The organism is Corynebacterium phoceense (assembly GCF_900092335.1).
GTDB classification, from domain to species: domain Bacteria; phylum Actinomycetota; class Actinomycetes; order Mycobacteriales; family Mycobacteriaceae; genus Corynebacterium; species Corynebacterium phoceense.
Window position 1 is genome coordinate 229,928 of sequence record NZ_LT596207.1, and the last position, 20,637, is coordinate 250,564.

Below are 20,637 nucleotides of genomic sequence, written 5' to 3' on the forward strand. Positions count from 1 at the left end.
ACAGCGTGACTAGCTTTGGAGCCTCCCCGTTTGATAATTCGCTGCGGCTTTCTGATGCCGAGCGCACCGACGCCATGAATCAACTCGCCCGCGCCGTGGGCGAGGGACGCATCACCATGGACGAGTTCGAACAGCGCTCGGATGACATCATGCGCGCGGCCACGCGCCGCGATCTCGTGCCGCTCTTTGCCGATATCCCGGCGCGTGGCACGCAGGAGCTCAAGGTCTACTCGCAGGGCGATCTGGAGCGTGCACGAGCTGCGGCGCGCAAGCCGCGTCTGGCCACGGCGCTCATCGGCACGATCGGCCTCAACGTGGCCGCCATCTCCGTCGGCGTTGCGGGCACGGGTGCGGGGGCGGCCGTTGGGGTGGTCACCCTCTTAGCACTGGTACCGGTGCTGTGGATCCTCCTCTACGTCGCGAAAGTGGGTCCGGAAAACTGGAGCACGCCCAGCGCCCGGCAAATGGAGCGCCAACGCATGCGGGAAATCCAGCAGGCCACGGCGGCACAGCGCGCAGAGCAGAAAGCCATCGAATCCCAGATGTGGGCGCAGCGCCGCCAGCAGGCAAGCGAGCTCACGGGCGAGGCCATGAATTTCGCAAAGAAGAAATTCAATCAGTGGAACGAAAAGTAGCCTAGTCGGGGTATAGACTTAGGCGGCATGACTCGCATTTTCGATCAGGCAGACAAGCTCAAGGGCGTCGCATACGACATCCGCGGCCCGGTGACCGCCGAGGCCGAGCGCATGGAGCTCGACGGCCATTCCATTCTGAAGCTCAACACCGGTAACCCAGCCATCTTTGGCTTCGACGCGCCGGACGTCATCATGCGAGACATGATTGCGGCGCTGCCCACGTCCCAGGGTTATTCCACGTCCAAGGGCATTATCCCGGCGCGCCGTGCGATTGTGACGCGCTATGAGCTGGAGAATTTCCCGCCCTTCGACATCAATGATGTCTACGTGGGCAACGGCGTCTCCGAGCTCATTTCCATGACGACGCAGGCGCTGCTCAACAATGGCGACGAGGTCCTCATCCCCATGCCGGACTATCCACTGTGGACGGCGGCGACCTCGCTCGCGGGCGGCACCCCGGTGCACTACCTCTGCGACGAAGAAGACGACTGGAACCCCTCGCTCGAGGATATCCGCTCCAAGGTGACGGAGAAGACCAAGGCCATCGTCGTCATCAATCCGAATAACCCGACGGGCGCGGTGTACTCCCGCGAAATCCTCCAGGGCATCGTCGACATCGCGCGCGAGCACGACCTGCTCATCCTTGCCGACGAGATCTACGACCGCATCCTCTACGACGGTGCGAAACACATCTCGATCGCCTCGCTCGCCCCGGATCTGCTCACCATCACGTACAACGGCCTGTCCAAGGCCTACCGCGTCGCCGGTTACCGCGCTGGCTGGATGGTCGTCACGGGTCCGAAGAAGCACGCTCACGGCTTTATCGAGGGCCTCGATCTTCTCGCAGGCACTCGCCTGTGTGCCAACGTTCCGGGCCAGCACGCCATCCAGGTCGCGCTCGGTGGGCGCCAGTCCATCTACGAGCTCACCGGCCAGGGCGGCCGCCTGCTCGAGCAGCGCAACGTCACGTACGAGGGTCTCAACAAGATTCCGGGTGTCAGCTGTGTGAAGCCGATGGGCGCGCTCTACGCGTTCCCGCGCTTGGATCCCAACGTCTACGACATTCACGATGACACGAAGCTCATGCTCGACATCCTGCGCGCGGAAAAGATCCTCATGGTTCAAGGTACGGGCTTCAACTGGCCGAACCCGGATCATTTCCGCATCGTCATGCTGCCGTGGGCCTCGCAGATCGAGAATGCCATCGAGCGCCTCGGCAACTTCCTCGTGAGCTACAAACAGTAACGATTTCCGCTATTGCTGGAGATAGTTCACAATAGTGAACATGTCTCGACATTCCGCACCGGTCACCGGCCGCAACCCATGGCGCGTCGGCCTGGCCGGTGCGCTGCTTTTCGCTTTCCTCCTCACCGCGATCGGGCTCGCGTGGCAGTGGCCTTCGGGCACCCCGATGTTCAGCCCCGAGTTCACTCGAACCTACGCGCTCAATCAGCCACAGATTACGGCGCGCGTCACGACGGTCGACCATCACCTGTGCGCCTCGCCGCTCACGGGCACGGCGTTTGACGAGCCGCCGCTGCGCCCCGCGTTCGAGGAGGACACGTCCTGTACGCGCGCGCTGCTCGATCTCACGAGTGGCACCAACGAAGGCAAGCAGACGCAGCTCGTCTTCCACGGCGTGGCCGGCGACCCAACGCTTGAGGTCGACCAAGAAGTCCTGCTTGCCGAGGCCACCAATCCCGACGGCTCGCTTACCTATTCCTTCGCCGACTATAAACGCGGCGGCGAGCTGTGGATCTGGGCGGCTATCGTCGCGATCATCATCGTGGGCTTCGGCGCGTGGCAGGGCCTGCGCGCGCTCCTCGGGCTCGCCTATTCGCTCGCGGTCGTCTTCCTCTTCCTGCTCCCCGCGCTCCTCCAAGGTCACAATCCGATCGTGGTCACGCTGCTTGCCTGCTCCATCATCGTGCTCATCGCCGTGCCCATGGTCCACGGCGTGAACTGGAAGGCCGCGGCCGCGATGGGCGGCTCACTCCTCGCCCTAGGCGTCACCGCGCTCCTCGCTTGGGCGATGATCGACACGACGCACCTGCAAGGACTGAGCTCCGAAGATAACCTCAAGCTCGTCCTCTACCTGCCCGGCGTCTCCGTCATCGGCGTGCTCATGGCCGGGTTCATCATCGGCGCACTGGGCAGCCTCAACGACGCGGCCATCGCCCAAGCGTCGATCGTCACGGAGCTCGCCGCCGCCGAGCCCGAAGCCCGCGCTGGTTCCCTCTTCGTCTCCGCGATGAAAGTCGGCCGCGACCACATCGCCTCGATGGTCTACACCCTCGTGCTCACCTATACGGGCGCCGCACTCCCCCTGCTCATCCTCATCACTGCGGCGAAGCGTCCCGCCGGCCAGATCCTCGTCTCCGATCTCGTGTCCACCGAGCTCCTGCGCTCCGGCATCGGCGCCGCGGCGCTCACTATCGCCGTGCCGCTCGCCACGATCATCGCAGCACTCACGGTCCCCGAACGTCGCGCTCTCCAGGTCGTTTCCGAATCCGCACCGCGCTAGCTTTGGATTTATGGCGCCTCACACGAAATTTTCGACGCCGAGGCGCCATAAACCCAAAGCTGGGAGCCCTAAAGCGAGCGGCCGAGCGCGTCGAGCGTCCAGCCAGCAGTCTGCCATGCCTCGACGTCGAGGACGTTGCGGCCGTCGATAATGTGGCGGCGGCTCACCAGCTCGCCCGCAGCCGCCGGGTCGAGCTCCTTGAATTCCTTCCACTCCGTGGCGAGGATGACCAGCTCCGCGTCGCGCAGCGCGGACTCGCAATCAGGCGCGTAGTTGAGCGTGGGGAAGACCTTCTTCGCATTCGCCATGCCCTCCGGGTCGTAAACCGTCACGGCCGCGCCTGCCAGCGAGAGCGAACCGGCCACGGACAGCGCCGGCGAGTCGCGCACGTCGTCCGAATTTGGCTTAAACGCGCAGCCCAGCACCGTCACGCAGTGGCCGAGCAGCGAGCCGGCGAAAGATGCCTTGGCTAGGTCCACCACGCGGTCGCGGCGGCGCATATTGATGGCGTCGACCTCGCGGAGGAACGTGAGAGCCTGGTCCGCGCCGAGCTCACCCGCACGTGCCATGAACGCACGAATATCCTTGGGCAGGCAACCGCCACCGAAGCCAAGCCCAGCCCCGAGGAACTTGCGGCCAATGCGATCGTCGTACCCGATGGCATCGGCAAGCTGTGTCACGTCCGCACCTGCAATCTCGCAGATTTCAGACACGGCGTTGATGAAGGAAATCTTCGTGGCGAGGAACGCGTTCGCGGAGACTTTGACCAGCTCCGCGGTCTGCAGGTCCGTGGTGATGAACGGCGTGCCGCCAGCGAGCGGCTGGGCGTAGATTTCGCGAGCGACTTCTTCGGCACGGCCGCCATCCTGGACGCCGAGGACGATGCGATCCGGAGTAATGGTGTCCTTGACCGCGTAACCCTCGCGCAGAAACTCTGGGTTCCAGGCAATCTCTACCGTGGTGCCCGCGGGCGCGAGCTCGTTGGCCATGTCTTGTAATTCCGCGGCGGTGCCGACGGGAACGGTGGACTTGCCAAGGATGAGACTCTCGCCCGTAAGCTTCGGCACGAGGTCCGTGATGACAGCCTTGACGTAGGTCATATCCGCTGCGTACGAACCATGACGCTGGGGCGTGCCCACGCCCAAGAAGTGAACCTTCGCGAACTCGGCGGCCTCTGTGTACTCCGTGGTAAACGACAGTCGACCGGCCTCAATATTGCGCTCGAGGACCTCCGGCAGCCCCGGCTCGAAGAAAGGAACCTTCCCAGCTTGGAGCGCCTCAATCTTGGCCGCGTCCACGTCGACGCCCAGAACCTCGTGGCCCAGCTCCGCCATGCACGCCGCGTGCGTGGCACCCAAATATCCAGTTCCGATCACAGTCATTCGCATAAAGGGCAATCCTACGAGCGGCTGGTAAACAAAGGGCGACGTTCAGCTTAAGACTTAACGGAAGTTGAGGTAAGACTTCGACGGCGTGGGACCGCGCTGCCCCTGGTACTTCGAGCCAAGCTTGCCGGTGCCGTACGGGTTCTCGGCCGGCGAAGACATCTTGAAGATGGCCAGCTGGCCCACCTTCATACCGGGCCACAGGGCGATGGGCAGGTTTGCGGTGTTCGACAGCTCGAGCGTGATATGGCCCGAGAACCCCGGGTCGATAAAGCCCGCCGTGGAGTGCGTGAGCAGCCCCAAGCGGCCCAGCGAGGACTTACCCTCGAGGCGACCCGCGAGGTCCGCCGGCAGCGTGAATTTTTCGTACGTCGCGCCGAGCACGAACTCGCCCGGGTGCAGGATGAAGGACTGGCCGTCCTCGACCTCCACGAGACTCGTGAGGTCCGGCATTTCTTCTTTGGGATCGATGTGCGTGTAGCGCGAGTTATTGAACACGCGGAAGAACTTGTCTAGGCGCACGTCGACGGAGGACGGCTGGACCATCTCCGGGTCGTACGGCTCGATGACGAGGGACTCGGAGTCTAGGGCGGCACGGATGTCACGATCTGAAAGAAGCACGTCCTACATCTTACGCGGTGCCTTTCCCTGTCGCGGCGAGGGCGGTGCTAGACTGTCTGAGTTGCTAACTTCTAGCAGCAGTGCCGACGTAGTTTAATGGTAGAACTGCAGCTTCCCAAGCTGCTAGCGCGGGTTCGATTCCCGTCGTCGGCTCCACATTTCCCCATTTCATGGACTAATTTCATACCTCCAGGATGGATCATGACAGCCCCTATCTTCACGCCCAAAACCACAGCGGAGCTTCGCGCTGAGCGTGAGCATGTACTTCGAGAGCTTGCGCCCCGCACAATCGATGAGCTCCGCGAACAGCGCGCGGTTGATCAAATCTTGGCCATCGACGAGACCACTCTGAATCGGTATGAAGCCCTGTGCTTCGTTATCGGCGACTAGACAGACACGTTTTCTCTCAGAGCTACATCGTCCCTAGTCCGAGATTCAAAACTACCCCCACGTCAATACCAGGGCATGCGGTAACAGACCCCACACAGGCAGGACACAATGGGCAAGCACGAACCAGCGGAAATCAGCGACGCACCCAAGAAGAAAGGCGTCAACCGCAACGCCATCATTGCGTTAATTCTGATCCTCGTCGGCCTCGGTGTCTTGCTCTACCCCGTGGTGGCCACGCAGTGGAATAACTTTAACCAATCGCGTGCCGCAGAGGAATACGCCAAGCTGGAGAAGCAAGCCCCGCCAGAAGTACTGCACACCGCCTGGGAGGAGGCACAGGCCTACAACGCCCAGCTGGGCCACATCAGTGTGGAAGACGCTTGGACCACCACCGATGACGAGAGCTCTCCCGAGTACCAGCGCTACCGCCAATACCTGTCTGTGCTGTCGGAGACCGATGCCATGGGCCGCATTGTTATCCCCTCCATCGATTCCGATCTGCCCATTTATCACGGCACCTCAGAAAAAGCACTCTCCCGCGGCGCTGGCCACCTCTATGGCACGGACCTACCTGTCGGCGGCGTAGGTGATGGCGCGGGTCGGCACGCAGCACTTTCCGCCCACACTGGCCTACAAAATGCCACGCTGTGGGACAACCTCACCAAGGTCAAGAAGGGCGATGCTTTCTACATCGCCGCCGGCGGCGAGAAGCTCAAATACGACGTACACGATATTCGGGTCGTCGAGCCAACAGACACCAGCTCGCTCCACCGTGAGCCAGGCCAGGACCTCGTTACGTTCATTACCTGCACTCCCTACGGCGTAAATACCCACCGCTTGCTCGTCACAGGCCACCGTGTGCCGATGGAACCGGAAGACGAGGCCGCATTCAACAACTCGGGCGCTCACTGGCAGTGGTGGATGTGGGCCATTCTGGCAGCCGCTGCCATCATCGTGCTTCTGCTCATCTACTGGTGGCGCAAATATGTCAGCAACGCCAAGGACGCCGCGCTTGACGACGACCCGCAAGACTCCTAACCGACAATGCGCATGCAATAAGGCCCGCCCTTCCCTGGTTGGAAGAGCGGGCCTTTTCTAAAAGTTGCCGCAAGTGGTGGTTCTACGCCGGGCGACGTCGCAAAGCAAGGTACCCGACCGCGACAATCGCGGCGCCCGCGAGCGCCCACAGGCCTACGCCCTCACCACCGGTCTTGGGCAGTGCACCCTTGGTGATGTCAGCGACCTGAAGGACGCCGATCTTCTTCACACAGTTGGCAGCGGTGTCAGACTCAGCGCACCTATTACTGGTGATCGCGGTCCCTCCGGAGAGCACCTTGATGACTGCATTGCCATTCTGATCCCACTCCGTCGAGAACTTGATCGGCGCGGGCAGCAGATTATAGCCGTTCGGCGCCTTGGTCTCGATGAGGTAATAAACGCCAGGGGCGTCCAAGCCTTCGAGCTTCACACGGCCCGTGGTGGTGGTCGTGGATTGCTTCACCACGGGGTTAACATCAGTGTTAACGCTGCCATCTGCGTTCAGCCTAAGGTTTCCGTCAGCGTCACCGCGGTGGACTGTGAACTGCGCGCCGCCAAGCAACCCGTCTGTTTGGATCTCGTCCGGGTTGTCCGGGTTATAGCTCGCCTTTTCGAGCAGGACGTCCATCGTTTCCGTCTCCAGCGGGATACAGTCAGTATCCTTCCAGCCGCCCATTTCTGCCTCGTTCATGAGACCAAACTTTGGCTCATGTAGGCCATCCTTGGTGTAGCAGCGGGTGTTTCCTGAAGGTTGACTCGGGTAACCGGCTGGGACGGAGGTGCTGTCCAGTTTCGAACGATCCAGCTTGAAGCGCACCGTTACCTCGTAGACGTGCTGCCCAGTGCTTCCGTCAACACCCTTGGGTTTAATGATCTTCGGAGTGCCATTCTTGTTGAGCTCAAAGGGGCCGGCACCTTGGTACGCACGCGGCTGGCTGGTCTTGTTGAACTCGTCCTTGAATACGACGGAGGCGCCAATAACTGTAGCAGCACCAACGAACTTCGGGGTGTCCGTGAGCTTGCCGTAGATCACTTCGTTGGTGTCGAACCCAGGCGCGTCGGGTGTCTCAACTACGACGTTGTACTTCGCAGTGTATTCATTCGCTGCACCAGGAACAGGTTGCGGTGTGCTGTCGACGGCAACCTTGCTGAAGCAGGCTTCTGTAGCGACGTTGTCATCTTCAGCCGGGCTCGACTCCCCGTCTGTAGCCTGAAAAGCAACCTTGTTCGGACTACACACCGTCTTAAGGTTCCCGTATTCGTCTGTTCGCACCGGCGCAGAGACGACATACTCTACCTTCGCGCGCCCTGGAAGAGTACCAACATAGCCCATCATGTATCGAGACTCACCGTCCGCTCCGGACGGGACAATCATGCCTGCATAAATACCAGTTCCCGGCGCAATCTGGTCAGGTCCTGGCCCACGACCGTTGACCTGGGTAGATCCTGCTCCAAATCCCTCGAATTTCGCAGTGGGACCGGAAGCGTTCACACCATAGTGAGTATCCGTTGGTAGGTACTCCCAGAATGTGCCGCCCGAACTGGTGTTATCCGTGGTGTTTTCCACGGAGATGGTCCAGAAAGTACGCACCTCGCCGTTTACCACCTTGGTCTCCGAGCGTTGCTTCTTCACCGCAATATTTGATTGCAGCTCTGGCGGTGGCGGCACTAGGTCGGAGGCGGCGTCCGTGTTGAAAGAAGCCGGCAGGTTATCCATAATGTTAACCAGCTCAAATGTCGGCTTATCGGAATCGGGGTTGGTGATCTTTAGCTCGAAGCCCAGCTGGTTTGCATCTTTGCTGCCTGAGCCAAAGCCGAGGTTACCGTTGGAATAGGTCCACGCCTTGCCCCAAGAGGCCGATGGATTAGAGATCGTACGGCCATCCAGGGTTTTGATCCCTGTGAGATCCCAAGTCTTGATTGCGCCGGTCTGTGTATCGATGCGCTCAAGAATAAGCCTATCGCCCGCTTTTGCCTTACTCTGGAAACCCCACATGTATTTCTGGGCTTGGGGGAGCACGGCCCAGTCTTCGGCGTAGGACGTCGCGTTGCCCAATGTGCGGTCAGCAGTTAGCTTGTCAGGATCAATCTTGTAGAGATGGCGCGTACCAGACGTCGAAGCGTTACCCACGAAGAACCCCTCGCTGGTATACACGCCTGCGTTAAGGAAGTCTCGGTCGCCTTCGCTCTCAAATGGCGTGCCACTGCTTCCTGGCGCGAGAATCGGACCAAGATTATGCACCTCACCCGTGGCGGGATTGATCTGAAGAAGGTTTCCGGCAGGGTAGCACGGATCACCGTTCAGGCCACGTTTCTGGCTCACGGCATAGAGCCAATTATCATTTGTATTGAATGCCAGCGCATTGTAAACCCAAGGCGACTTTTCCCCCACTGACCGGAAGTCTCGGCCTTGATTTACTTGCCGGCTCAGGATAGACGTATCTCGGCGAAGATCCTTTGGTTCACTGGTTACGACATAGACTGGGCTACCGTCGGTATACTCCTCGGCAGTCAGCTCACGCTTTGGTTGTCTACGTTCGACTGTTGTGTCGTCTTTACACTGTTTCGGATCTGGCACGGTAAAAGAGGCCGTAAACACCGTATTAGCCGGTCCACGATGAACACCCTTGAACTGAATCTGGGCGTTACCGCCAATAGCGATCTGTGGGAGGGTGACGTGGTATTCCTTAGCACTGATCTTCTTATAGGTTGCCTTGGCCTCGTACCAGCCGCCATTAGCACCGGTGTAATAGACAGTAAGATCGTTAGGGTCTGTCGAAAGGTAGCTATTGACGTTGGACTTTAAAGTAACCACCGTGCCATCCGGGATGGTCATTCTGCCTGTCGGAAGCTCTGTAGCTGGGATTTTGAAGTTCGGAATATAGCGGTTTCCCTTGAGCACATATCCATCGTTCTGGATTGTGATGGTGTGGTCACCGGCAGCGTACGGAGTAATGTTCGGTGCTGCCATCAGGCGTGCTGGGGCCGCGTCGACGTCAGAAACCTCCAACGACTCGCCGTCCTCCGCGGGCGCTTCCGAAGCTTCGCTGTCTTCATTTACAGAAGTACTAGCGTTTTCCTCGACTAAACCAGACGCATCGACGGATATCCCGCTCAGCTCGGATTCCTCTGCGACCGCCGGGGTGTTCAATGAAAAAGCTGCTCCTGCGGGTACATCGGCATTGAGTCCGGTGACGTGGAAAGTCACTGCATTGCTCGTCGTATCTACAACGAGATTGTCGCCTTCGCGAACGGGGATCTCCTCACCGGCGATTGTCAGCGTGAATGCCGCGCCTTCGAATTCAAGCTGCGAAACCTTGGTAGTGAACTCCAGCTCTTCCACCGTTCCGCCATCGACAAAATGGCCTTCAAATGTAGCGCTGTCGCCAGCGGGAATGCTCAGCTGGTCTGAGGAATCAAGCTCGGCACGCAACGCTGTGGTTTGTGCCTCGGCGACAGCGCCAACGAAACCTGGAAGAGCAGCCGGTGCAGCGACGCTAAAAACTAGGGCCAGCGCCGCAGCAAACGCCCCTACGACGCGCCAGCGATACGCTACCGGCTCGACCAGATGAGAATCTGTCCAGGACATTAGCGTCCCTCGCTTTCTGAATTCTTCCTACGGCTAAAGGCAATCATCACGAAACCAGTGGCGATCAACGCCAACGCTGCGGCAACGACACCGAGTACCTGTGCACCGGTCATCGCCAATGAGCCACCATTGCCCGACGACACTGCTGGGGTTGAGGTCTTACCGGCACTTGGAGTAGCCGACGGCGTTGTCTCGGGTTGGTGAGGCGGCTTCCCTGGTTTAGTCGGTGGATAGTTCGGAGGTGTTTGCGGGGTATTCGGGCGTGACGGCGGAGCGCTCGGAGTAGATGACGACGTGGTTGGCGTCGGCGTTTCACCCGGTTTGTGGGTCTTAGCCACGATTACTCCTGGTACCGGATTCGGGTTATCCACCACGGTGTGGAACGGAACCGCCACCACAAACGGGTTGATCTCCCGATAGGAATCATCCGGGGCCGAAGATGTCACCACATAGAAGCCATCCGCTAGACCATCGAACGTCACCTCTCCATTGGCATCGGTGACCTGATCCACGTGCACGTCGCTACGCCATTCACGAATCTCGTCCAGATTCGCGTCTTGCACGCGTGCTGCATCGTCAGCGTTGTTTGGATCTAGGCCGGCAAGCCGGGCTAGATGAATCGTGACTCCCTGGACTTGCCCCGAGGGTGCCTGCCCATCGTCGTCGGGATTGCCCTGCGTGAGCCGAACAGTCACCGTATCCGAGTCCACGGTGCGCTCCGCACCAGTAGTCTGCTGCCCGGCAACCTGTACCGCTCCCGCAGCAACCATGCCCGGCCCAGCAAATGCAATTGCACACGCCACTCCGACGGCAGCCATTTGGGCCGACCATGTACTTGTCAACCTCTGCATCGCCTTACTCCCGCACGCTACTTTCTTCATTAATAACTTCTTGTGCTCCGACAGCCGCCTGGTGCCGTCGCAGCCACCACACCAGCCAGCAACCAATGACAATCACTGCAGCCAAAAGCGCGTACATCCACCATTGCCAGCCCGGACCATGGGAGTTTTCAAACACCGACTCCTCCCCAGGCTCCATAGGAACCTGATGGCCACGCACCAGCAAGCGATGAGTGTTGATCCCGTATGGGGTACACGTAATCAGCGTGACGTAATCCTGATCGGCGACTGGCCGTAGGCCATCAACTTCACTCGGCAGAACCACTTGAATGCTGTCGACGACGTACTTCAATTTGTGGCCAGCAACCTGGATATAGAACACATCTCCCTCGGTGGCAGAGTCGAGGTGATCAAACATCGTCGAATTTGCCAGACCCGTATGCCCCGTAATGACGGAATGGGTTCCTGGTCCACCGACCGGCAGGTCAGAACCATACAAATGCCCCAGACCACGCTGCAGTGTCTTATCTGCGGTGCCATGAAATACCGGAAGATCAACGTCTACTGCTGGAAACACGAGGCGAGCCATCGCTTCGTTCTCGCCCAACTGCTTCAAATAAGCCTCATAGTCGGGATTGTCTACCCCGATACGGTTCAGCCACGGATCCAAGATTGGGCCCGACGTATGCTCCTCGTTGTATGCATGTGCAGCATCCCAAACCGAATCCTGCACCTGCGCCGGTGTCTCTTTATCCAGTCGCGCATATTCCTGCGCCACTCTTGAGGCGTTCCAATTGTTCCATGCGGTCGAGACCACTGGGTACAGCATCACTAACAACCCAACGACAACGATTACCGCCGGAAGGACTAGGCCTCCACAGCGCCTGTGCCGTCGACCTGCATTTTGGCCTACCACCGTAGTCAACGACCCGCACCACCCAAAACAATGCCCCACGCGCTAGCGCAGCGCGACCGGGATTACAACGAAAGAGAATGAAGGGGACTGAAGTCTATACCTAGCCCAGTCCCCTCACTGGGTCGAGCACCATATTTTGATTACCCGACCCGCAGCGCAGACCATCATGGACAGTCTGCGCCACCGGAACTACGCCCGGCTATTAGTTGCGCGCGGTACGACGAGCGAACCAAGCACCAGCAGCAACAATTGCTGCGCCAATAGCAGCCAGGATGCCCACACCGGCACCACCGGTCATCGGCAGGTTCGGGGTGTCGCGCTTGATATTTTCGATTTCAGAGACGAGGGTGACTTTGTCATCGCCTTTGAGCTCACCAGTCTTCGCGATGTTGTCGCGAGTGAAGTCAATCTCAGTAATGTTTTTCTCCGGCAGCGCATAGCCGGCCGGAGCCTTGGTCTCCTTCAGACAGAACTTCTTCACGTCAGTGACCTGTGCGTTGTCCGCGAAGTCCGTGACATGCAGGCCGTCGATGGTAATAGTGCCGTCTTCACCAGTGGTCCACTTGTCCACACCGTTTACCGTCAGCGGGTTCTCGAGCTTATCCTGCGCGGAGGCACATCGGTAGAGCTCGAACTCCGCACCCTGCAGGACCTTGCCGGCTTCCTTGCCATCCTTCTTCACCACCTTCAGCTTGCCGTGGTAGGTCACGACCTCATTGGTCTTATTCTCGACATCCTTGTCGGTGTTCGGGTTGTTGAAGATGACCGTACCCTGGTTCTTCAATTCAGTGGTGTCGCCGACCTCCTTGCGCTTGACGGCGAAGGTTAGCGACATCTTGGCACCCGAGGCCACCTTAGCCAAGCCCTGATCAGTCAGGGTCACAGTAAGAGTGTTGGTGTTGCCAGCAGCAGGTGCGTCGATGGTGTAGTCGCCCTCTGTCAGAACGACATCGCCGGCCTTAACTTCAGTAACCTCGTCGAACTCCAAGCGAGCATCCAGTTGGTCAGAGAAGACAAACTTCTTCAGAGTCTTATCTGTGCCGAAAGTCGGAGCGTCGGCGTTAATAGTGTAGGTGTATGCGTCCTGGATGTGCTTGTCGGCGTCCTTGACGGTCTTCTCGGTCTTGGTCTCGGTGTTCTTTGGGTAGGCCACGACATCGTAGTTCCACGCATCGGAAGCCTCATTGACCATCGGCACCGACACGATGAACGGAGCGCCAGCAACGATGCCGGCCGGAGCCTTCGTCTCTTCTACCAAGTAGATACCCAAGTCCAAGTTTTCGAAGGCCACCTTGCCGTCGTCACCAGTGATCCCCTCAACAGTCGTGTCGGTCTCGTGGCCCTTGGCATCGGCAGCGGTCTTCGGGAACGTCGCCCAATCACCGTTCTGCAGGTCGTAATTAAGCTTGGTGATCTTGTAGGTCACACCAGACAGTGCCTCACCCGGGACGCCCGCCATTTCCTTACCAGTGGCCCGATTAGCGGTTTCGGCGCCCTTCTTCTTGTAGAGGGTGATCGAGCCCTTCTTAGTGAAATCGATGTTTGCCTTGTTCACGGCCCCCTGCTCAGCGCCAGGGTTCTCCTGGGCCAGTGCACCCGGAGCGGAAACGCCCAAAGCGAGTCCGGCGATAGCAGCGAAGGCAACTGAACGAGCGGTACGAGAGATCTTGTTCACGGAAACTGGTCCTTTACACGAGTTCTGAAATGAGATACCACGTCTCATTAGCTGTGTGCAATCCATTCCCCACGGTTCACGCACCATGACCTGACCCGTTGCTAAGATTCTTTCGCCTGCCGAGAGCAGTTTTCAGGTGGAAACGCCTGCGCAGGCCCTAGCCTTAACTAACGATGGCCTGTGGATTACATAACTAGATCCTACACCCAGCACCTGAGGCAAAGCCCCCGACCAAAGCTCCCCCCCGGAGATTCAGCCAGATCGCTCAAGGCTCCGCTTCATCCACGCTAGCATGAAAACCTTTTTCGCAGGTCAACAACCGTTTTTGAAAAGTCATATAGTTTTGTGTGAAATTGAACTCATTACCCCTTGGAGGGGGTAAACCTATTCGATTTTACACCCGTCACATAGCAAGCGACCATCACACAGAGGAATGGTTTTCCGGAGAGTACCCTCCTGCGGCAGTAAAACAACCATTAATACTGCCAATATCAGCAGATAATCCAGAGCCTTCAGCAGCCCGACAAAAGGAAGTATCACCAAGAAGGCCCAGGGGTATTCCAAAACCATTCAGATACTCAGCTTTCAACAAGCCACATGACTGAAAGTTAATAGCGTTAAGATTCTCTGGAGCAGCCCTCTACGAAGCGTCAGCCGCGGACGCAGCACGAAGCAGCGCCGCGTAGGCACCACCACGAGCGAGCAGCTCAGCGTGGGTGCCGCGCTCGACCACGCGGCCGGCGTCAAGGACAACGACCTGGTCGGCATCGCGGATGGTGGACAGGCGGTGCGCAATAACCAGGCGGGTAGCGTCCGCGCCAATGACTGTTTCCTGGATGGCGCGTTCGGTTTCGTTGTCAAGGGCCGAGGTGGCCTCATCCAGGATGAGCACCCGCGGGCGGCGCAGCAGTGTGCGGGCCAGCGAGAGGCGCTGTTGCTCACCGCCGGAGAAACGGTAGCCGCGCGAGCCCACCACTGTGTCCAAGCCTTCTGGAAGCGCGGCGATGACCTCGTCCACGCGCGCGGCATGCAGCGCCGCCCACATCTCTCCCTCGCTAGCACCCGGCTGCGCAAAGAGGAGGTTCTCCCGCACCGTGCCGTGAATCAGGTAGGTTTCCTGGGAAACCACGCCGATGACCTCAGCGCGCTGCTCCGCCGGTACATCACGCAGGTCGACACCGCCCAAGGTGACGGAGCCTTCAGTCGGATCGGCCAAGCGCGCCAGAAGCGCGGCCACCGTGGACTTGCCGGAACCGGTATGCCCAACCAGGGCGGTGGTGGTATGGGCGGGGATGGTGAGGGAGACGTCGGAAAGCGCGTCGGTGTCGGTGCCTGGGTAGCGGTAGGAAACGTGCTGGAGGGTGAGGGAGGCGTCGGCAAGCTGCGCGGGCTCGGTGGCTTCCGTGAGTTCGGGCTCCAGGTCCAGGTACTCGAAGATGCGGCTGAACAGCGCCATCGACGCCACCCACTGCGCGCCCACGTTGAGCAGGTCAGTGATGGGGCGGAATATCTGAGTCTGCAGGGTGGAAAAGGCGATGAGCGTGCCAATCGTAATCCCCGGGCGCAGGCCAGCCACCAGGTAAATCAGCGCCGGCATCACGCCGAAGATGATTTGGGTCAGCGCCATGCGCCAGAGCCCGGCCAGCTGCGATTCGAGCTCCAGGCGGATCAGGGAGCGCGAGGTCTTCTCAAACCCGTCATAGACGCGTTCCTGCGCGCCCAGCGTTGCCGCCAGGCGCATGCCGGACACGGATAGGTTTTCCGAAATGGTCTGCTGCAACGTCGCCTGCGCGCGGCTGTTGTTCTCCATGAGGCTGCAACGCAGAACGGCGGCGCGGCGGGTGAGCCACACGGCGGGCGGCAGCACCACCAGGGGACAACAGTGAGAGCGTGGGTGAGAGCGCGACCATCGCCACCAGCGTGGCCACCGTCATGGTGAGATTGCTGGCCACAGAGGTCGCCGTGGTGGTCACCATGCCGCGCATGGCCGCGATGTCGTTAGTCAAGCGGGACTGGATTTCGCCGCCGCGGTTATTGGTAAAGAACTGCAGCGACTGGCGCTGCAGGTTAGCAAAGACCTGCGTGCGCAGCTCGTGCATGATGGTGTGCCCCACCCGCGCGGATAAAAAGGACTGGATAACGCCGATGGCCTGAGAGACCACGGTGATGGCCAGCATGCCGCCCACCAGCCACAGAAGCAGCGTGGTGTCGTGCTCAGGAATGGCCTCGTCCACGGTGCGGCGCACCAAGAAAGGCTGCACCACGGTCAGCCCAGAAGTCGCAATGATGAGCGCTACCACCACAAGCAGCGTGCCGCGGTGGGCTGCGAAGATGCCGGCGACGCGACCAAACTTCACTGGGTGCTGGGCCAGCTGATCGACGTCCGCGGGGTCCTTCACCGCGGTGTGCATCGGCCGGGTCGTGGCTTAACCGCAGGTAACGATAGGCTGCGGGTCATAGACCGTGGTGGTGGTCTCCCGGGAGATTTCCTTGCCGGAGAGGTCCTTGATCACGCGCGTATCCGAGGTGGTAAAGCCCGGCGCGCCGGAGGACGGCGAGCAGTCATCGGTGACGGTCATCCTAGTGGGCTGAGTCGTGGCCCAGCGGCCGTTGTTCACGGACTCGACGTTGACGGTCTTCACGCCCATGAAGCGGACGGTGATCTGGCCGCCACCGAAGGAGGTGTCGATGCGCACCGGGTGGTCCGAGGTGTTCTTGAACTGCAGGTCAATGGCGCCCTCGTAGACGGTGGCCTCGCGGCCGGCCGGGTAACGGGAGATGTAGTAGGAGTGCGCGGTGTGCGCGACGTCTTCCATGCCCGCGAAGTAGGACGCGTTGTAGAGCGTCGTCGCGAACTGCGAGATGCCGCCGCCCACGGCCGTGCCTGAGTGGCCGTTGATGATGATGCCGGACTCGACGTACCCCTGCGCCGTGCCGCGCGGACCGGTGTAGCCGTTGAGCGAGAAGGTCTCGTCCGGGTTGACCACGGCGCCGTTGACGGTCTGCGCGACGAGTCGGATGTTCTCGCCCGAGGGGCCAGAGAAGCCGCCGGTGGAGAACTCGCTCACGACCTGGTCGAAGGTCGAGGCCTCGGCTTCTTCCGTGGTGAACGTGGCCGGCTCCAGCTTGTACGCCGCCTCCCACTCACGTTTGTCGTCGCTGCGCACGCGGGAGTCGAAGTCTTTCATGGTCTCTTCCCAGTTGACGACGTTGCCGTCCTGGGACGGCGTGACGGACTTGCCGCCGCCGGCGAAGCTCACTTTGGCGTTCTCGCCGGGGACCTCGGAATCCGCAAGCTGCGCAGCAAGCAGCTCCTGCGCCTTCGCGTCGTCGATATTGAGAACGAGCTTTCCGTCCTTTGAGGAAATCGAGACGAACTGCGCGATGGCGCCACGGTCGAGCGTCGCCGTGACGTCCTTGTCACCCTTGACCACGAGGTACTTATCGAGCGCGGTCTTCGCCTCGCCCTTTTGCATGTCCTCGATGACCTGGTCATTGATGGCGGGTTCGACNCGGGTTCGACGACCTGCGGTTCCACCTCGACGCCGGCGGGGTCGAGCCAGTCGGCTTGGACGGCATCGGAAAGCTGAGCGGGGTCGACCGTCTGGCCGAGCTTGGGGTCTGTGACCTTGAAGTCTGCGTTCTCGATGGCCAAGGCGCCGTCGACGGGAGCGATGGACAGCTCGCCCTTGACACGCTCGAGCTCCTTGTTCAGCGCGGCGTCATCGACGTCCACGGCGACGGGCTGCTCGCGCGGGTCCATAAAGAAGGACGCGACGCGCGTCAACGGATTGAGCGAGGCGTCAGGAATGCCGTCCACGGCTTTCTGGAAGTTCATAGCGAGGCCGGAGGCAGACGGCAGCAGTTCGCTGTGCTTCTCCCCCGCGCGCACGGTAACGACCTGATTCTCGATGCCGCCGAGCTCCTTCTGGAGCTTGTCCACCGCGGCAGTGCGCTCCATGGACGAGATGTCGACGCCGCCCACGCTCGTCGCGCGCGGAACTTTACCCTGGTTCTGGGCGATATCGAGGGCGTATGCGACCCCGGCGAGCACCAAAAACCCCAGCACCACCGCGAGGGTGATGATGAGCCCTTGAGACTTGCGCTTTCCTACTGCTTTCTTCACAACACTTAAGGTTATCGTTTGAAGCGCGAAAACGTTAGCGCGGGGCGAGTCCAGCCGCAGAATGTGCGACGGCATCCGCGAAGCGCTGCTCAGGAATGATACCGACCTCCACCGCACCGACCACCTGGTCGATGATGAAGTTGATATCCGTGGCCGTCGACCACAGTGCCACATCCGCGCCCGAGGCGAGCGCCGTGACGATGGCCTGCTCTGGGGTATACCGGCTGGTAATCGCCGCCATACCAGTGAGGTCATCGGTGAAAATCCGGCCGCCAAAGTGCTCGCGGGTGCGCAGCAGTTCATACGCCGCGGGGTTGAGACTCGACGGCGTGACGCCATTGCCCAGCCCCGGCACGACCATGTGTCCGACCATCGCATCCGCGCGCGGTTCGCCGGGCAGCGCGCCGTCCCACGGCACGATGTCAAAGGCCTCCATCTCCGGCAGCGGCGGCGTCACCGCAGCTCCCAGGTGCGTGTCTCCGGAGGCGCGGCCGTGGCCCGGAAAATGCTTAAACACGGCATCGACGCCTGCGTTTTCTAGGCCGCGCGCGAACGCGGCGCCGTACTCGCCGGCGCGCACGGGGTGCGTGGAATACGCACGGTCACCTACCACGTCGAGATCCGCGCCGCCCACGTCGAGCACGGGAGCGAAGTCCAGCGTGATGCCGTACGCAGCGAGCGTCTGGCCAATCTGGAACGCGGTGCCCTCGACCTGTTCGGGTGTGCCTTGCGCCATCTGCTGCGCCGACGGGTAGGACCCGAGAACCTCCGAGAAGCGCTGAACGCGGCCGCCCTCGAAGTCGATGGAGATCTCAAAGTCACGGCCCACAGCCTCCCGCAGCGCGTGCAGGTCACGGCCTGGCTGCGTGAGCAGCCCCGGGTCAGCCCAGCTCACGATAAAGATGCCGCCCACACCGGCCTGCAGCTTAGCCAGCGCGTCGTCGTAGTTGACCACGGCAGGCATGAGCAGTGAGGCCGCCGCCGCGCGGCGCTGCTCCGGTGGGACGAGCGGGTTCGCAGCGGGAACGTCCGGAGCCGCTGGCGCCGGGTCGGACGGGGCGGCAGAAGAAGGCGCGGACGTCGGCGCCGGTGACGGGCTCGCCAGAACTCCCGCACTCACGGACTCGAGGGAGGCGGGCGAGGGCTTTTCGCCTGGCGGGTCGCAGGCTGCGAGCGCCGCCGCGGACGCGACGACGGCGAGCGCGAGAATTTTCTTCATTATTTTCTCAGTATGGCGTATGAGTGAAAATCTCGCATGCATAAGGTCCTTCTTGGCGCGCGTGGGGCGCTAGGCTGGGGGACCATGAACGGTCAAACCATGTTGATTGCGTACGACGGCTCCGAGCGGGCGGACCGCGCCATCGAGTATGCGGCACAGCTGCTGCGCCCGGGCATCGTGGAGATCCTCACCGCGTGGGAGCCCGCCGCGCGCCAGGCAGCCCGCGCCCTGGGCCGCACGGGCTTGCACCAGTCCACGTATGCGCTCGATGACGCGGCGCAGGAAGAAGACCCAGCCTACGAGGAGGCCATGGCCGTGTGCCGCAAGGGCGTCGCCGTCGCGGAGAAGCTCGGCCTGGCGGGCCGCGCGCACCTCGTCGAGGTCGTCACCACCACCGCGGAGGCGCTTGCCGATGCCGCCGAGGAGCTCGACGTCGACGTCATCGTCACCGGCACCCGCGCGCTCACCGGCTTTAAGGCGTGGTGGAACGCGTCGACCGCGGACCAGCTCGTGCGCACCGCGGGCCGTCCCGTCCTCGTTGTCCCGCCGGAGCCGGACGACCCGAACGACGCGAACTACACCGACACCGCCGAATAATCGGCGGACCTGCGTGAGCAGGCTGCTAGGATGTGGACTTATGGCACTTGAATCCGACTCCATGACAAAGCGCACCCTCGGCCCGGCCGTGGGCTCCGCGGTGGTCGGCATCGCGCTCGGCGTCGTCGCCATCGTGGGCATTGCCCAGTTCAGCGGACAAGACACCGTCCCGTCCTCGGCGGCGGTCTCTGCGGATGATGCTTTGCTCGGCGGCCCGGAATACGGCTCCCGCAACTAGCTTGGCCCAGCTTTTCGCGCGCCCCTGGGCGGCGCATGCGGCCGGGTGGCTTTTCGCCGCCCTCCTCGCCTTCACGCAGCCGTGGGGCCGCGTCGCGGCCGATACGAAGCACGATCTCGCCGTCGATCCCGCCGGCTTCCTCGCCGGCGCCGCGCACGCGTGGACGGACTCCTTCACCCTGGGCCAGCTCCAAAACCAGGCCTACGGCTACCTCTTTCCCCAAGGCGCGTTCTTCGCGCTTTCCGATGCCCTCCCCGACTGGGTCGCGCAGNGACGGCGACGCTCGCGGCCTGCGTCCCGGCCGCCCTTGTGGCGCTTGTCTATCACCGCCGGGCGCTGCTGCCGTGGCTCGCCGGCTGCGCGCTGGTGAGCGTGTGGTGGATCGGTCCGCTTCTCATCCTGGGCCGCTACGCGCCGCCGTTTACGGACTACATCGAGTCTTCGTTCGTCACGACGCGCTGGCTCAACCTCGCGGAGATCCTGCGGGGCACCACGAGCTGGTCGCCCTTCGTCGACAATGAACGCCTCGCCGGCACGTTGCTGGCCACCGAGCCTTTCTTCGTTCTCGTCACGGCGCTCGTCGCCGCGGTGGGCCTGGCGGGACTCACCAAGGCCCCGCGTGTGTGGACCGCGATGCTCCTTGTGGGCGTCGCGGTCCTCGGCTGCCACTACGCGGGCTACCTCGATTTCCTCGACGGCTCCGGCGCGGCGCTGCGCAACGTCCACAAATTCGATCCGCTCGTGCGCCTGCCGCTCGCGCTCGGCATCGGCTTTGCCTGGGCGGCGCTAAGCCGCCAGCGCAACTCTGGGCAACGCGCGACGGCGCTGGTGGCCGTGGCGCTGGT

The 20,637-nt window shown here is 61.4% G+C and carries 13 protein-coding genes, 1 tRNA gene and 3 pseudogenes; 8 read left to right on the forward strand and 9 right to left on the reverse strand.

What is annotated here, in order from left to right:
* Positions 1 to 5 precede the first annotated feature (5 nt).
* The 3 genes from BN9444_RS01090 to BN9444_RS01100 are packed head-to-tail and all read left to right on the forward strand — an operon-like array spanning position 6 to position 3,159.
* Complete coding sequence (locus tag BN9444_RS01090) at positions 6 to 635, forward strand: DUF1707 SHOCT-like domain-containing protein (RefSeq protein WP_255356861.1); 630 nt, start codon at positions 6 to 8, stop codon at positions 633 to 635.
* Positions 636 to 662: 27 nt separating this feature from the next.
* Positions 663 to 1,880, forward strand: a complete 1,218-nt coding sequence (locus BN9444_RS01095) for a pyridoxal phosphate-dependent aminotransferase (RefSeq protein WP_068801285.1) — start codon at positions 663 to 665, stop codon at positions 1,878 to 1,880.
* 40 nt (positions 1,881 to 1,920) lie between these two features.
* Positions 1,921 to 3,159 carry a YibE/F family protein gene (locus BN9444_RS01100; protein ID WP_068801463.1) on the forward strand — a complete coding sequence of 413 codons (1,239 nt, stop codon included), beginning with the start codon at positions 1,921 to 1,923 and terminating at the stop codon, positions 3,157 to 3,159.
* A 68-nt stretch (positions 3,160 to 3,227) separates the two neighbouring features.
* Here the strand turns inward: BN9444_RS01100 and BN9444_RS01105 are convergent, their stop codons facing one another.
* Together BN9444_RS01105 and dcd are read right to left on the reverse strand one after the other, a co-directional pair.
* Positions 3,228 to 4,547 (reverse strand): UDP-glucose dehydrogenase family protein, encoded by a 1,320-nt coding sequence (locus BN9444_RS01105; protein ID WP_068801286.1) that lies wholly within the window; start codon positions 4,545 to 4,547, stop codon positions 3,228 to 3,230.
* A 54-nt stretch (positions 4,548 to 4,601) separates the two neighbouring features.
* Positions 4,602 to 5,165 carry a dCTP deaminase gene (gene dcd / locus BN9444_RS01110; RefSeq protein WP_066488725.1) on the reverse strand — a complete coding sequence of 188 codons (564 nt, stop codon included), beginning with the start codon at positions 5,163 to 5,165 and terminating at the stop codon, positions 4,602 to 4,604.
* Positions 5,166 to 5,247: 82 nt separating this feature from the next.
* Here dcd and BN9444_RS01115 point away from each other — a divergent pair.
* Positions 5,248 to 5,321 (forward strand) — tRNA-Gly (locus tag BN9444_RS01115).
* 342 nt (positions 5,322 to 5,663) lie between these two features.
* The gene (locus BN9444_RS01125; RefSeq protein ID WP_068801287.1) at positions 5,664 to 6,593 is read left to right on the forward strand and encodes a class C sortase; all 930 of its coding nucleotides are present in this window, start codon (positions 5,664 to 5,666) and stop codon (positions 6,591 to 6,593) included.
* A gap of 82 nt (positions 6,594 to 6,675) precedes the next feature.
* Here the strand turns inward: BN9444_RS01125 and BN9444_RS01130 are convergent, their stop codons facing one another.
* The 7 genes and pseudogenes from BN9444_RS01130 to BN9444_RS01160 all read right to left on the reverse strand — a co-directional run bounded on the left by BN9444_RS01130 (position 6,676) and on the right by BN9444_RS01160 (position 18,957).
* A complete protein-coding gene (locus BN9444_RS01130) occupies positions 6,676 to 10,182 on the reverse strand; it encodes a DUF6923 family protein (RefSeq protein ID WP_068801288.1) in 3,507 nt (1,168 codons plus the stop codon).
* Positions 10,182 to 11,000, reverse strand: coding sequence for an isopeptide-forming domain-containing protein (locus tag BN9444_RS13370; RefSeq protein WP_230383976.1), 819 nt, complete (start codon positions 10,998 to 11,000; stop codon positions 10,182 to 10,184). Before BN9444_RS13370 ends, BN9444_RS01130 begins: the two co-directional genes overlap by 1 nt.
* Positions 11,001 to 11,037: 37 nt before the next feature.
* The gene (locus BN9444_RS01135; RefSeq protein ID WP_329601849.1) at positions 11,038 to 11,946 is read right to left on the reverse strand and encodes a class C sortase; all 909 of its coding nucleotides are present in this window, start codon (positions 11,944 to 11,946) and stop codon (positions 11,038 to 11,040) included.
* Positions 11,947 to 12,139: 193 nt separating this feature from the next.
* Entirely contained in the window at positions 12,140 to 13,612 is a 1,473-nt protein-coding gene (locus tag BN9444_RS01140) for a SpaH/EbpB family LPXTG-anchored major pilin (RefSeq protein WP_068801290.1), read from the reverse strand.
* 640 nt (positions 13,613 to 14,252) lie between these two features.
* A pseudogene (locus BN9444_RS01150) lies at positions 14,253 to 16,023 on the reverse strand (ABC transporter ATP-binding protein).
* 15 nt (positions 16,024 to 16,038) lie between these two features.
* A pseudogene (locus BN9444_RS01155) lies at positions 16,039 to 17,738 on the reverse strand (VanW family protein).
* 34 nt (positions 17,739 to 17,772) lie between these two features.
* Complete coding sequence (locus tag BN9444_RS01160) at positions 17,773 to 18,957, reverse strand: glycoside hydrolase family 3 N-terminal domain-containing protein (protein WP_066488703.1); 1,185 nt, start codon at positions 18,955 to 18,957, stop codon at positions 17,773 to 17,775.
* Between the two features lie 84 nt (positions 18,958 to 19,041).
* Here BN9444_RS01160 and BN9444_RS01165 point away from each other — a divergent pair, with 84 nt between their 5' ends.
* From BN9444_RS01165 to BN9444_RS01180, 3 genes and pseudogenes are all read left to right on the forward strand, one after another.
* Positions 19,042 to 19,554 (forward strand): universal stress protein, encoded by a 513-nt coding sequence (locus BN9444_RS01165; protein WP_066488696.1) that lies wholly within the window; start codon positions 19,042 to 19,044, stop codon positions 19,552 to 19,554.
* Positions 19,555 to 19,594: 40 nt separating this feature from the next.
* Positions 19,595 to 19,792, forward strand: coding sequence for a DUF2613 domain-containing protein (locus BN9444_RS01170; protein WP_066488687.1), 198 nt, complete (start codon positions 19,595 to 19,597; stop codon positions 19,790 to 19,792).
* Positions 19,752 to 20,637, forward strand: a pseudogene (locus BN9444_RS01180) (alpha-(1->3)-arabinofuranosyltransferase domain-containing protein); the annotation flags it as partial. The gene BN9444_RS01170 and the pseudogene BN9444_RS01180, both read left to right, overlap by 41 nt.